Annotated in this window: 13 protein-coding genes and 1 pseudogene; 12 read left to right on the top strand and 2 right to left on the bottom strand. The window is 43.4% G+C overall.

The features are described 5' to 3' along the window. The 7 genes and pseudogenes from ABEV15_RS13495 to ABEV15_RS13465 form a co-directional block, all read left to right on the top strand. Positions 1-568, top strand: a pseudogene (locus ABEV15_RS13495) (RNA-guided endonuclease IscB); the annotation flags it as partial. Positions 569-627: 59 nt separating this feature from the next. Further along, entirely contained in the window at positions 628-960 is a 333-nt protein-coding gene (locus ABEV15_RS13490) for a Na(+)/H(+) antiporter subunit C (protein WP_004891396.1), read from the top strand. Beyond that, positions 953-2,425, top strand: a complete 1,473-nt coding sequence (locus tag ABEV15_RS13485; protein ID WP_498853503.1) for a Na+/H+ antiporter subunit D — start codon at positions 953-955, stop codon at positions 2,423-2,425. Before ABEV15_RS13490 ends, ABEV15_RS13485 begins: the two co-directional genes overlap by 8 nt. Positions 2,426-2,430: 5 nt before the next feature. Further along, entirely contained in the window at positions 2,431-2,907 is a 477-nt protein-coding gene (locus ABEV15_RS13480) for a Na+/H+ antiporter subunit E (protein ID WP_498853502.1), read from the top strand. Then, the gene (locus tag ABEV15_RS13475; RefSeq protein ID WP_171700779.1) at positions 2,904-3,182 is read left to right on the top strand and encodes a Na(+)/H(+) antiporter subunit F1; all 279 of its coding nucleotides are present in this window, start codon (positions 2,904-2,906) and stop codon (positions 3,180-3,182) included. Before ABEV15_RS13480 ends, ABEV15_RS13475 begins: the two co-directional genes overlap by 4 nt. Next, positions 3,163-3,513, top strand: coding sequence for a monovalent cation/H(+) antiporter subunit G (mnhG, locus tag ABEV15_RS13470; RefSeq protein WP_077429818.1), 351 nt, complete (start codon positions 3,163-3,165; stop codon positions 3,511-3,513). The genes ABEV15_RS13475 and mnhG overlap by 20 nt, the downstream gene beginning before the upstream one ends. A gap of 173 nt (positions 3,514-3,686) precedes the next feature. After that, the gene (locus tag ABEV15_RS13465; RefSeq protein ID WP_498853501.1) at positions 3,687-4,508 is read left to right on the top strand and encodes a C40 family peptidase; all 822 of its coding nucleotides are present in this window, start codon (positions 3,687-3,689) and stop codon (positions 4,506-4,508) included. A 23-nt stretch (positions 4,509-4,531) separates the two neighbouring features. On the opposite strand, the gene ABEV15_RS13460 is transcribed toward ABEV15_RS13465, so the two are convergent. Beyond that, positions 4,532-5,335, bottom strand: a complete 804-nt coding sequence (locus ABEV15_RS13460; protein ID WP_498853500.1) for an HAD family hydrolase — start codon at positions 5,333-5,335, stop codon at positions 4,532-4,534. A gap of 193 nt (positions 5,336-5,528) precedes the next feature. On the opposite strand from ABEV15_RS13460, the gene glcT reads away from it, so the two are divergent. From glcT to ptsP, 4 genes are all read left to right on the top strand, one after another. Continuing rightward, positions 5,529-6,374, top strand: a complete 846-nt coding sequence (gene glcT, locus ABEV15_RS13455; RefSeq protein ID WP_498853499.1) for a glucose PTS transporter transcription antiterminator GlcT — start codon at positions 5,529-5,531, stop codon at positions 6,372-6,374. Between the two features lie 243 nt (positions 6,375-6,617). Next, positions 6,618-8,633, top strand: a complete 2,016-nt coding sequence (gene ptsG / locus ABEV15_RS13450) for a glucose-specific PTS transporter subunit IIBC (protein ID WP_498853504.1) — start codon at positions 6,618-6,620, stop codon at positions 8,631-8,633. A gap of 84 nt (positions 8,634-8,717) precedes the next feature. Beyond that, a complete protein-coding gene (locus ABEV15_RS13445; RefSeq protein WP_429631996.1) occupies positions 8,718-8,990 on the top strand; it encodes a phosphocarrier protein HPr in 273 nt (90 codons plus the stop codon). Beyond that, positions 8,990-10,705 (top strand): phosphoenolpyruvate--protein phosphotransferase, encoded by a 1,716-nt coding sequence (gene ptsP / locus ABEV15_RS13440; protein WP_498853498.1) that lies wholly within the window; start codon positions 8,990-8,992, stop codon positions 10,703-10,705. Before ABEV15_RS13445 ends, ptsP begins: the two co-directional genes overlap by 1 nt. Positions 10,706-10,841: 136 nt before the next feature. Here the strand turns inward: ptsP and ABEV15_RS13435 are convergent, their stop codons facing one another. Further along, complete coding sequence (locus ABEV15_RS13435; RefSeq protein ID WP_004891372.1) at positions 10,842-12,059, bottom strand: RNA-guided endonuclease InsQ/TnpB family protein; 1,218 nt, start codon at positions 12,057-12,059, stop codon at positions 10,842-10,844. A gap of 407 nt (positions 12,060-12,466) precedes the next feature. Between ABEV15_RS13435 and ABEV15_RS13430 the strand changes: the two genes are divergently transcribed. Further along, positions 12,467-13,234 carry an SDR family oxidoreductase gene (locus ABEV15_RS13430; RefSeq protein WP_192948395.1) on the top strand — a complete coding sequence of 256 codons (768 nt, stop codon included), beginning with the start codon at positions 12,467-12,469 and terminating at the stop codon, positions 13,232-13,234. Positions 13,235-13,413 lie beyond the last annotated feature (179 nt).

Raw genomic sequence — 13,413 nt, 5'->3', positions numbered from 1 at the left:
AGCAGAAGAATTCGGGTATCCGCACATTCAAAAGCAAGTCAAAGAAACATTAAAGGATGCAAGTGCTATCAACTCGACAAGATGGAAAGCGTATGAAGTGTTAAAGCAGACAGGATTAGATGTCGAGTGTGGAACAGGTGCACGAACAAAAATGAATCGTATTCGTTTAGACTTGCCGAAAACACATTATTTTGACGCTTGTTGTGTAGGCGAAAGCACAACAAATCACTTATATTTCAAAACAAAAGAAGTGTTATTTATCAAGGCAAAAGGGCGTGGTAGTCGCTCTCGTACAAACCTAGATAGATATGGCTTCCCAAGAGGTTATCTTGCAAGACAAAAATTCTTCTTTGGTTTTCAAACAGGGGACATGGTTAAGGCTGTTGTCCCAAGAGGGAAATATCAAGGCGTTTGGTTTGGCGAAGTCGCATGTAGAAAGACTGGAAGTTTCGACATTAAAGGCAAGGACGGAAAGCGTATCGCACAAGGAATAAATTATAGATATGTCCAAGTCATTCAGCGATTCGACGGATACACATATCGAAGGGAGGGAATGAACATTGCGTAAGGCGCAATTCCTCCCCGTGCCTTAAGGCAGGGGCTTCCTTGCGCAAGTGTTCGTGACTAATGGAACTGATTATGATTGTCGTCATCGGTTGTTTATTTACCGCTGCGACATACTTGTTGCTCAGCAAAAGTTTGCTCCGCATTATTATCGGGACGGGTTTGCTCAGTCATGGTGCCCATCTTTTATTGTTAACGATGGGGGGGTTAAAAGTTGGAGCGCCGCCGCTTTTAGGGGAGAAGGCGGCACGATACGTCGATCCGTTGCCGCAAGCACTCATTTTAACAGCGATCGTCATTAGTTTTGGGGTAACAGCGTTTTTCTTAGTGTTGGCATACCGTTCGTACCAAGAAATTGGAACAGATCATATAGAAGGGATGAAGGGAGATGAATAACCTTCTGCTTTTGCCTATTCTCATTCCGCTTGTCACAGCAATCATTCTTATTTTTTTTCCGAAGCACGTTTTTTGGCAACGCGCTGTCTCTGCGCTTGCAACGATGAGTTTAGTCGTCGCAAGCAGCGCCTTGCTTTATCGTGTGCATACAGACGGCATTCAAACGTTAAACGTCGGAAATTGGCCCGCGCCATTTGGTATTACGCTCGTGTCTGATTCGCTGTCCGCTTTGCTCGTATTGACGACGAGCATCATCGCGCTCGCTTGTTTACTATATTCTTTTTATGCGATTGGGCATAAGAGAGAGACGTTTTATTACTATTCATTTTTTCAATTTTTAATCGTCGGTGTGAATGGGGCGTTTACGACAGGTGATTTGTTCAACTTGTTCGTCTTTTTTGAAGTGATGCTTATGTCGTCTTACGTGCTGTTTGTGCTCGGAGGCACGAAAATACAACTGCGTGAAACGATGAAATATACGCTTGTGAACGTTATTTCTTCGGCGCTATTTGTCGTTGGAGTCGCGTATTTATATGGAGTAACAGGTACGTTAAATATGGCGCATTTAGCGGAGCGTATAAGCGAAATAGGAATGTCGCCTATTTTAACGGTTATTGCGGTATTGTTTATCATCGTATTTGGTTTAAAGGGAGCGATTTTTCCGCTATATTTTTGGCTTCCAGCAGCCTATTACGCCCCGCCTACCCCGGTATTAGCCTTGTTTGGAGGTTTGTTGACAAAGGTTGGTGTGTACTCGATTTTGCGCACGTTTACGCTTTTATTTACGAGTGATGTCGGCTACACGCATACGTTGCTCGCTTGGCTTGCGCTCGGCACGATCGTCATCGGTGTCATTGGAGCAGTTGCATATAACGATATGCGCTATATCGTCATTTACAACATTATCGTTGCAGTCGGCGTTATGATTTTTGGGGTAGCGATGATGACGCCAGAAAGTTTAGAAGGAACGATTTTTTACATGTTGCAAGATATGGTCATGAAAGCAACATTATTTTTACTAGTCGGTATTGTTTTTTCCATCACTAGTTCAAATAACATTCGTTCATTTTCGGGGTTAATGTCGTCTTATCCGCTGCTTGGGTGGTCATTTTTCATCGCTGCATTGTCGCTTGCGGGCATTCCGCCGCTTAGCGGATTTATCGGAAAGTTGCTCATTGTAAAAGCAAGCTTCGATGCGCAACTCATCTTTGAAGCGATCGTTATCTTACTGTCGAGTTTGCTTGTGCTATATTCGGTTATGAAAATATTTATGAACGGTTTTTGGGGCGAGAAAAAAGGATTTGAACAAAAGCAAGTAGACGGACGATTGTTTCCGGTGTTGTTTTTACTTGTTTTATCTGTTGCATACGGCATCGGCATCGAATTTGTTCGTCCATTTGTTCTCGACGCAGTAAACGTGTTAGTCGATCCGAGTATGTACATTGAAGCGGTGTTAAAGGAGTAGAGAACATGGCATTTCAAATTTTATTAAACGTCATTTTAGCGTTCGTATGGATGTTTTTAACAGTTTCGTTTGACGGAGCGTCATTTCTTGTCGGGTACATGATCGGGCTGTTTATCATTTTCATCTTGCGTCGCTTTTTCCATTCGCGCTTTTATCTCGTTCCGGTGTTTGTCATCATCAAATTGCTGTTCATTTTTTTCAAAGAGCTCATTTTATCAAACATCGCCGTAGCGAAAGTCGTTATGCAACGTTCGTTAACGATTCAACCTGCCATTTTTGCTTTGCCGACACAATTAAAAAAAGAATGGGAAATTACAGTGTTAGCGATGCTCATTACGCTCACGCCAGGTACGCTCGTTTTAGATGTATCAGATGATGGAAGTACGCTATATATTCACGCGTTAAATAGCCCAGATGTGCACGAAGCGATTCAAAGCATTAAACAATCGTTTGAGAAAACGATTATGGAGGTGAGCAAATGATGTTAAACATCGCCCTCGTCATCCTTTCTTTAGCGATGGTTGGTTTTTTATACCGCGTTGTCAAAGGTCCAAGCGCTGCTGATCGAGTGATTGCTCTAGATGCGATGGGCATTACGCTCGCTGGGATCGTTGCGATCGTTTCTATACTGCTAAATACGAGCGCGTTTTTAGACGTCATTTTGCTCATCGGTATTTTAGCGTTTGTCGGTACGGTCGCGTTTGCGAAGTTTTTAGAGAAAGGGGTTGTCATCGAACGTGGTGATCGCGATCGGTAATGTGCTCGTCGCAGCACTTGTTTTGTTCGGAGCGGTGCTCGTGCTCTTGTCGGCAGTTGGTGCGATTCGTTTGCCGGATGTATATACGCGCAGCCATGCCATCAGCAAAAGCACGACGCTTGGCATGATGTGCATTTTACTCGGTGCATTTTTTCACTTTTTGCTTGAAAACGGTGAATTTAACTCACGGCTTTTACTTGGCATCGTGTTTATTTTTATGACATCTCCTGTTGCGGCTCATCTCATTAGCCGCGCTGCGTATTACACAAACGTGCCGCGCTGGGAAGGAACGGTTCGTGATGATTTAAAAGAAAAAGCTGGCGGAAAATAACCGTCAGCTTTTTCTTAGAATGTATAAGGCATCTCACATCTTCCTTTCATTTTCATACATGCTTATTTCAATTTAGTGGAAGAATAGTTTGAAAATATACGGTTAATAGATTAATAGTTTCATGTTATGATATGGACAAGGAAGCGCTTCAAAAAAGGAAGGAGTTTGGGACGATGAAAAAGACGATTGTAGTTGGAGCGGTATTATCGACGTTATTTTTAGGGGAAAAAGCGGTTGATGCGGCACGATATACAGTTAAGTCGGGCGATTCGTTATCGACGATCGCACGGCAGTATAATACGACCATTACACGCCTTCTTGAACTAAACCCGACGATTACAGACGTAAACCGCATTTACGTTGGCCAAACGTTAACAGTACCGAAAACAAACACAACAAATACAGCAAATACAACAAGCCAACTTATATCGCCGAGACCGGCATCAACAGGGCCGACAAATAGCGCGAGTAAATCGTATATCGTCCAACCAGGCGACACATTGTCGACGATTGCTAGAAAATTTAATGTGACGTTAAACGATTTACTCGCACTAAATCCAACGATTACAAACGTGAATTTTATTCGCGTTGGCCAAACGATTAACGTGTCGCTTTCATGGGAAGAGCGAGCAGATGCGATCATTGAAACAGGGAAAAAATACGTAGGGGCGAAATACTTATTCGGAGCGCCAACGACGCGCACAGACGTTTTTGATTGCTCATCGTTTACCCAGCGCGTGTATAGAGAAAATGGTATTACATTGCCGCGCACATCGCGCGAACAAGCGATGGTTGGAACAGAAGTGCCGCTTGCGAGCGTGCGCAAAGGCGATTTAATGTTTTTTGATACGGATGGCGATGGTGTCATTAACCATGTGTCCATCGTTGTAGATAGCGAGACGTTATTGCACGCGGCAACAAGCACAGGCGTGGCATTTGCAAATATGAAGCCGTATTGGGCACCACGAGCAGTCAAAGCCGTTCGTTTATTTTAGTGATGTAAACGAAAAGATGCCTCTTACGTTTGAGGCATCTTTTCGTTTATGGAAAGCACGGTTTCAACGGCTTCATGAACGGAAGAAACGATATAGCGTGCTTCTTTTTTCACTTGTTCGGGCGCATGTGACATGACAAAACTATGTGGGGTCAGGCGAAACATCGGAATGTCATTAAACGAATCGCCGAAGCAAGCCACTTCTTCTGCTTTCAGCTGTAAATGATTCATTAGCAATCGGAGCGCTTCACCTTTGCTGATTTGCTTTGGCATAATGTCTAAACAACGAGGTTCGGAAATAAACGTATCGACATCTTGCTTCCACGTTTCACGAACGAATCGCTCAAAGTGCGCGACAACGTCTTCTTCAGCAATAACGGTAATTTTTGATGGAGAAATGTCACGACCAATCGCTTCGATCATATTTCGCTTTTCGATAATATCGAAAAATAACCGCGCTTTCATTTGTTCGATTTGTTCTGTTTTTGTTTCGACAAAGCTCGTTTGTTCGTTGCACACAAGCACAATCGCTTCTAGTTTGCGCGCTTGTTCGTAAATGGCGCGCGCAACGGCTGGATCAAACGCGCTACGATGAAGGAGACGATGGTCGTTCGTGTATACAAAGGCGCCGTTTTGACTAATGCGGTGCGCGTCGTGGCCGATCTCTTTTAACACTTCTAAAATTTCATTATCCATTCGTCCCGAAGCAACGGCAAAATCGATGCCGCTTGCAATGGCGCGAACGACCGCCTCGCGATCTTCCGTTTTGACGCGCCGGTCGTAACCGAGCAACGTTCCGTCTAAATCGGTAACAATGAGTTGAATCATGATGGCAAACTCCTTCCATTTCTATACTAAACAAAAGTTTAATCGAACAAATGCGTTTGTGCAACCGAAACGCCTTTTTGACAAAAACATTCACAGCTGTCTTGACAAAAAACAGCGCATTTCCATTGACGTGGTTTTGTTCGTTTCGTAACATTGAAAGTAATGTAAACGTTTTTAAAGGAGCGAACTAGACGTGGACCAATCGTTTCGCATTGAAAAAGTATTAAACAACAACGTGCTCATTGCCTCGCATCCAACGTACGATGAAGTTGTGTTGATCGGCAAAGGAATTGGCTTTGGCAAAAAGAAAGGAGACGTCATTGAACAAAAAGACGTCGAAAAATGGTTTATTTTAAAAAATGAACGGGAACAAGAGCAATATAAAAAATTGTTGCCACATGTCGATGAAGAATTTATCGGTTTAATGAACGACGTCGTTCACCATATTCGCAAGCGAACGAACAGCCCGTTAAACGAACATATTCACGTTGCGTTAACGGACCATATTTTGTTTGCGATCAAGCGGTTAGAACAAGGAATGGACATTAAAAATCCGTTTTTAGTCGAGACAAAAAGCTTATATCCGCTCGAGTATGATGTGGCAACCGAAGTCGTAAACATGTTGAACGAACGGTTACACATTCAGCTCCCTGAAGGAGAAATTGGCTTTATTGCTTTACACATTCATAGCGCGCTAACGAATCATCAATTATCGGAAGTCAATCAACATTCACAGCTTATTTCTCGATTAGTTTCCGTCGTCGAAGAACAGCTCGACATTCGCATTGATCGCGAAAGCATTCATTATTTACGGTTTGTTCGCCATTTGCGCTATGCGATCGAGCGCGTGAAAAAAGGAGAAAAAATTGAAGAGCCAAAAAAATTGTCGAACATATTGAAAGAGACGTACCCACTATGTTATAATTTGTCGTGGAAGCTCATAAAAATTATGCAGCAAACGTTGCAGCTTCCGGTAGATGAAGCCGAAGCCGTATATTTAACGTTACATTTGCAGCGGTTAACTGGTAAAAATGAATAAATGGGCACTTATCTTTACGTGTTACTGATTCGATCAGGCATGAGTAAAGAAGGCGAAAAAAGTGGTGTAACGAAAAATGTCGTTACATAATACCCTTTTTCTGTCGTTCTTTGCTCATGCCTTTTTGTTTTCTCTTATTTGCAAATGCTTACATTCGTTAGACGTCTAACGTTTCGCTTCATCTACTTTTGATGCATGAAAATGGCGTTTGTTGCGAACGTTAACATGATGAGGGAGGGTTCTATAATGAAAAAAGCGTTTGGTACGTTACAAAAAGTTGGTAAAGCGCTTATGCTTCCGGTTGCGATTTTACCGGCAGCAGGTATTTTGCTTGCGTTTGGTAACGCATTGCAAAACCCAGCATTAATTGAAAAAATTCCAGCGTTAGAAACAGGCTGGGTCGAAATGGTCGCAAAAGTGATGGAGCAATCTGGTGGTATTGTATTTGCGAACTTGCCGCTTTTATTTGCGGTAGGGGTTGCCGTCGGATTAGCTGGCGGTGAAGGGGTTGCTGGTTTAGCGGCGATCATCGGTTACTTAGTCATGAACGTGACAATGAGCGTCATTTTAGGCGTGACATCAGACCAAATCGGCACAGATCCATCGTTTGCAAACGTATTAGGTATTCCGACGTTGCAAACAGGGGTATTCGGCGGGATTATCGTCGGTATTTTAGCAGCGTACATGTACAACAAATACTTTAACATCGAATTGCCATCTTACTTAGGTTTCTTTGCAGGAAAACGTTTCGTTCCGATTGTAACAGCTGCATCGGCATTAATTCTCGGTATTGTGATGACATGGTTATGGCCACCTGTCCAACACGGCTTAAACACCTTTTCACACAACATGATCGATGCAAACCGTACATTAGCGGCATTCATTTTCGGTGTCATCGAGCGCGCATTAATTCCGTTCGGTTTACACCACATTTTCTACTCGCCGTTCTGGTTTGAGTTCGGTCAATACGTCAACAAAGCAGGCGAGCTTGTGCGCGGTGACCAACGTATTTTCATGGAACAAATTAAAGACGGTGCTGAATTAACAGCTGGGACATTTATGACAGGAAAATTCCCGTTCATGATGTTCGGTTTACCAGCAGCTGCGCTTGCCATTTACCATGAAGCGCGTCCAGAAAACAAAAAAGTCGTTGCCGGCATCATGGGATCTGCAGCGTTAACATCGTTTTTAACAGGAATTACAGAACCAATTGAGTTTTCATTCTTGTTCGTTGCGCCAGTATTATTTGCGATCCATACTATTTTCGCAGGATTATCATTCATGCTTATGCATATTTTAGATGTAAAAATCGGTATGACATTCTCTGGCGGGGTCATCGACTTCTTATTATTCGGTGTGTTACCAGGTCGCACAGCTTGGTGGCTCGTCATTCCGGTCGGTTTAGTATTTGCGGTCATTTACTACTTCGGCTTCCGCTTTGCGATTCGTAAATGGGATTTAGCAACACCAGGACGTGAAAAAGAAACAGCTGAAACAAAAGGTACAGCAGACGCAGGTGAGCTTCCGCACGAAATTTTAGCGGCGCTTGGCGGAAAAGAAAATATCGCGCATTTAGATGCGTGCATCACACGTTTACGCGTTTCAGTAAACGATATCCAACACGTTGATAAAGATCGTCTAAAAGAGCTCGGAGCAGCTGGCGTATTAGAAGTTGGAAACAACATTCAAGCCATTTTCGGACCAAAATCAGACATTTTAAAAACACAAATTAAAGACATTATGGAAGGTCGCGTGCCGACAAAAGCGGTAGAAAAAGCGAAACCATCTGTACAAGCGACAGGAGAAATAGAACAAGTCGCATCTCCATTAACAGGAAAAGTTGTGCCGCTTTCCGAAGTGCCAGATCAAGTATTTTCGACAAAAATGATGGGTGACGGTTTTGCAGTTGAGCCAACAGATGGCACAGTCGTATCGCCAGTAGATGGAACGATCATTAACGTCTTCCCGACAAAACATGCGATCGGCATTCAATCAAAAACAGGTCGTGAAGTGCTTATCCACTTCGGCATTGATACAGTGAAATTAAACGGACAAGGATTTGAAGCGCTTGTATCGGAAGGCACAGAAGTGAAAAAAGGACAACCGATTTTAAAAGTGGACCTTGAATATGTGAAACAACATGCGCCTTCTGTTGTGACACCGATTATTTTCACAAACTTACAAGCAGGAGAAACAGTAAACATCACGAAACAAGGAACAGTAACAAAAGGCGAAGATGTCGTCATCGTTCAAAAATAATTTACTTGCAAAATGCGTCATTTTTCGGTAAAAAAACATAGAGGGTTTTTTGCTCTCTATGTTTTCAAAATAAAAAGTGAGGAGATGAGCAATATGCAAAAAACGTTTAAAGTAACAGCAGCATCTGGTATTCATGCCCGTCCAGCAACGATGTTAGTGCAAACAGCAAGCAAATTTGATAGCGACATTCAATTAGAGTACAACGGCAAAAAAGTCAACTTAAAATCCATTATGGGTGTGATGTCGTTAGGAATTCCACAAGGTGCGCAAATTACAATTTCAGCTGAAGGCAGCGATGCAGCAGACGCAATCAACGCATTAACAGAAACATTATCAAAAGAGGGATTAGCCGAATAATGAAACGATTGCAAGGGATTGCTGCATCGAATGGCATTGCCATTGCGAAGGCGTACCGTTTGGAACATCCCGACTTAACGGTTGAAAAACAAACGATTGAAAACCCAGCTGAGCAAGTAAGCCGCTTCCAACAAGCGCTCGCCAAAGCGAAAGAAGAACTTGAAGTCATTCAAGCGCATGCGTTAAAAGAACTTGGCGAAGATAAAGCGGCCATTTTCTCCGCTCATTTGCTTGTACTAAGCGACCCAGAACTCGTCCAAGCCGTTGAACAAAAAATTGAACAAGAACGCGTCAATGCGGAATTTGCCCTTCACGAAGTCGCATCGATGTTCATTGCGATGTTTGAAGCGATGGATAACGAATATATGAAAGAGCGCGCTGCAGACATTCGCGATGTGACAAAACGTGTTCTTGCTCATTTATTAGGCGTTACGATTTCAAACCCGAGCATGATTACAGAAGAAGTCATCATTGTAGCTGAAGATTTAACGCCGTCAGATACGGCTCAATTAAACCGAAAATATGCGAAAGGTTTTACAACCGACATTGGCGGACGGACGTCCCACTCTGCCATTATGGCGCGCTCGATGGAAATTCCAGCTGTCGTCGGAACGAAAGAAGCGACAGCAACGATTCAAAACGGCGACATCGTCATTATTGACGGGCTTGACGGAGAAGTGATCGTTAACCCAACCGAAGAAACGATCGCGGAGTACGAACAAAAACGTGCCGCATTCGCTGCCCAAAAAGCAGAATGGGCAAAGCTCGTTCATGAACAAACGATGACGAAAGACGGTCATCACGTTGAGCTTGCTGCCAATATCGGAACGCCAAACGATGTCGAGGGTGTACTCGCGAACGGGGCAGAAGGAATCGGCTTATACCGTACCGAATTTTTATACATGGGCCGCAACGAATTGCCGACAGAAGAAGAACAGTTTGAAGCATACAAAACGGTGCTAGAAAAAATGGAAGGAAAACCGGTCGTCGTTCGCACGCTAGACATTGGCGGCGACAAAGAATTGCCGTATTTAGACCTTCCAAAAGAAATGAACCCGTTTTTAGGTTTCCGTGCGGTTCGTCTTTGTTTAGATATGCAAGACATGTTTCGCACGCAACTTCGCGCGTTGTTGCGCGCAAGCGTATATGGCAATTTAAAAATTATGTTCCCGATGATCGCGACGGTAGACGAGTTCCGTCAAGCGAAAGCTGTTCTTTTAGAAGAAAAAGAAAAGCTTGTCGCTGAAGGTGTTGCGGTATCCGATCATATCGAAGTCGGCATGATGGTCGAAATTCCAGCAGCCGCTGTATTGGCGGATCAATTTGCAAAAGAAGTAGACTTCTTTAGCATCGGAACGAACGACTTAATCCAATATACGATGGCGGCTGACCGCATGAACGAGCGCGTATCGTATTTATATCAACCGTACAACCCTGCCATTTTGCGCCTCATTTATAACGTCATTGAAGCGGCGCATAAAGAAGGCAAATGGGTTGGCATGTGCGGTGAAATGGCTGGCGAAGAGCTAGCTGTGCCGATTTTATTAGCGTTCGGCTTAGACGAATTTAGTATGAGTGCGACATCGATTTTACGCGTCCGCTCGCAATTAAAGAAACTGTCCAAACAAGAAGCGGAGCGAGTGAAAGATCACATTTTATCGCTTGCGACAGCAGAAGAAGTCGTTCGTTTCGTGAAAGAAACGTTCCAACAATAAGAACCGGACGCCTCCGGTTCTTTTTTTCATGGAAAAAATCAGTACAAAACGGTCATAGACATCAGGTTATCAATTTTATTAAAATCATAGAATAATGATAAAGATTTTAATAAAATTGTTTATCCGTCCACGTCGTTTAAGCGACATGTACTCGGATTGGGTGTAACCCCACACCCGCTATCCCATTGGCGAACGCCTTTGGGAATACTTTTCTCATGATGTTGTATGCCCCGTTGACATCTGCGTTAATCAGTATTCCATTTTCAGATTGAAACAGTCCTCGCTTGATGCGCGTTCCTTTGTATTGCTTTTGCTTTTTGATTTCTTCCATGTCTAAAAAACTGCATTTCGATGTATAGCTTTCTTCTGTCACGATGACACGAATCCCATGCTGTGCTGCTTTGTACTGCAACTGATGAAGAAACGTTTGATACGGGATGTGAACGAACGCTTGATTTGTGCGCTTTCCGAGATGGACTTCACGCTTCCAATCTTTATTCATCCCCACCACAATCGTATCGCAGTCTAAAGACAGCGCATGTTTGATGACAAAGGCACTCGCTTGGTGCATAAAGTTTTCCACGATGCGGTTTCGTTTTTCTGTCATTTTGCTCATTCGTTTTGTCCAATCGAGTCCATTCATCTGTTTCGCTACTTTGCGGTAGTGGCTCATTTGTTTGTTATAGTATTGATTGGCGGATTTTAGACCTTTACCATTGATGACGATCGGTTGTTTGCCCACATTGTTCACAATGGTTGCGAAGTTATCTAATCCCAAATCAATACTGATATATCTGTTGTTATCTTGTTTTTGTGTTGGAATAGGGATTTTGTAAACGACTTCGACGATGATATGGCGGTGTTTCGGAACGAATCGGACTTGTTGAAGCTTCCCTTTCATGTTTGTCTTTAACCGAAACCCTTGAAAACAGGCAGGAAACGTGATTTGTTCATCGACGACTTTGCATGATTGATTCGTTAGCACAAGTACATATCGTCCGTCTTTTTTGAGATATTTGGGCGGTTTCGGTCTGCCTGTATATTTGTCTTTGTTTTTTGCCCAATCTTTCATCGACTTAAAAAATGATTGCCAATTTTGATGCAACATTCTTAACGTTTGTTGAGCACATTGAGCCATTGGCATCGCTCGATAGTCTGTATCCATCCCTTCTGTTTTCAGCAGCTTGTCTAGCTTGTTGTAAGAAAGATACGTGCCGTGTTGGAAAAACGTTTGCCTCACTTGATAGTTGGCGAAGTTGTACAAATTTTTTGACCGAAAACAATACTCATCGATCATCGGATAATACGGATGAGTGGCGAAAATCATATGCCTTTCCACTCGATTCGCCATCATGATCGTTGTTCACCTCGCTTTCTCTTTTACTATACATGTTCATAAGAGAACCATGCAATAAGATGTAAAGATAATCACGAAAGAAGTGGGATCTCAAATATATTTTATCAAAATTTTTAATATATTTTTACGATTGGATGAAAAAACAGAACCATATCGTAAACCTTTTATAACAAAAAAGCGATTCCTCCCCCACTTACTCCCTTTGGTCGTTGAAGTGGGGGTCTCCTCGCCAAAGACGATGAAACTGCGACTTTGTTAATTTTTCAACAACAATCGACATAGCTGAAGGGGAACCGCTTTGTTTCGGTCATTAACGATGAAATTAACTAGTTTAAAAAGCAAAACGAACAGGGAGGAATCGCGTCATCGTTAGCGAATGTACATATCGAAGGGAGGCGGATGAAATGAAAACAGCGATTGTTGCTGCATCAAGCCAAGGGCTTGGGAAAGCGATTGCGACAAAACTTGTTTCGCAAGGTGTAAACGTCATGCTTGCTAGCCGTGACGAACGAAAGCTACACGATGTTACCGAACAGCTCAATGCGCTCGGAAAAGGGAAAGCGGCATACGTCGTAACGGACGTGACGAACAACGCGATGATCGAACAACTCGTGGAAAAAACGGTGGAGACATTTGGTGACATTCATGTATTAGTCAATAACGCTGGCGGCCCCCCGACGGGAACGCTCGCGACGTTAACAGATGACGATTGGCAACAGGCGTTTGAGTTAAATTTATTGAGCTATGTGCGAATGATTCGCGCAGCATTACCACATTTGAAAAAAACGAAAGGGAAAATCGTCAACATTGCCTCATCGTCCATTAAAGAGCCGATTCCGGGGTTGCTTTTATCGAATACGTTTCGGCTTGGCATTGTCGGCTTAACGAAAACGCTCGCCCAAGAGCTTGCCCCATACGGTATTCTAATTAATACTGTTGCACCGGGGCGCATTGCGACGGAACGCGTCGCTTATTTAGATGAACAAAATGCAAAAAAACTCGGCATTAGCAAAGAAGAAATGGAAGCGCGCGTGAAAGCGGCCATTCCGCTCGGTCGTTACGGTACGCCAGAAGAATTTGCGAACGTCGTCGCCTTTTTATTGTCCGATGAAAATACGTATATGACCGGTCAATCGCTTTTAGTCGATGGCGGCATGGTGAAAGCGATTTAGAATGGGGAGAGAACGATGCAAACGATCGGGTTTATCGGACTTGGCGTCAACAACCCAATGACTAAAGTCATGGGCTTGTAAGCCCCATGTTGACCAGACCAAGGCTTGAAACAGAGCCTACGTTATAGATGTCATGACACGTTCGGGTGCTTCTCCAGCCCGTTCCTCTGTCGTGCAAG

This window comes from Bhargavaea massiliensis, assembly GCF_050480245.1.
Taxonomy (GTDB): Bacteria; Bacillota; Bacilli; order Bacillales; family Anoxybacillaceae; genus Anoxybacillus.
This window is presented reverse-complemented; position numbering and strand designations above follow the sequence as displayed.

What these genes read in the sequence shown, in the direction of transcription:
- ABEV15_RS13490 (WP_004891396.1), top strand. Translation starts at nt 628, where the DNA reads ATGGAACTGATTATGATTGTCGTCATCGGTTGTTTATTTACCGCTGCG.
- ABEV15_RS13485 (WP_498853503.1), top strand. Translation starts at nt 953, where the DNA reads ATGAATAACCTTCTGCTTTTGCCTATTCTCATTCCGCTTGTCACAGCA.
- ABEV15_RS13480 (WP_498853502.1), top strand. Translation starts at nt 2,431, where the DNA reads ATGGCATTTCAAATTTTATTAAACGTCATTTTAGCGTTCGTATGGATG.
- ABEV15_RS13475 (WP_171700779.1), top strand. Translation starts at nt 2,904, where the DNA reads ATGATGTTAAACATCGCCCTCGTCATCCTTTCTTTAGCGATGGTTGGT.
- ABEV15_RS13465 (WP_498853501.1), top strand. Translation starts at nt 3,687, where the DNA reads ATGAAAAAGACGATTGTAGTTGGAGCGGTATTATCGACGTTATTTTTA.
- ABEV15_RS13460 (WP_498853500.1), bottom strand. Translation starts at nt 5,335, where the DNA reads ATGATTCAACTCATTGTTACCGATTTAGACGGAACGTTGCTCGGTTAC.
- ABEV15_RS13445 (WP_429631996.1), top strand. Translation starts at nt 8,718, where the DNA reads ATGAGCAATATGCAAAAAACGTTTAAAGTAACAGCAGCATCTGGTATT.
- ptsP (WP_498853498.1), top strand. Translation starts at nt 8,990, where the DNA reads ATGAAACGATTGCAAGGGATTGCTGCATCGAATGGCATTGCCATTGCG.
- ABEV15_RS13435 (WP_004891372.1), bottom strand. Translation starts at nt 12,059, where the DNA reads ATGATGGCGAATCGAGTGGAAAGGCATATGATTTTCGCCACTCATCCG.
- ABEV15_RS13430 (WP_192948395.1), top strand. Translation starts at nt 12,467, where the DNA reads ATGAAAACAGCGATTGTTGCTGCATCAAGCCAAGGGCTTGGGAAAGCG.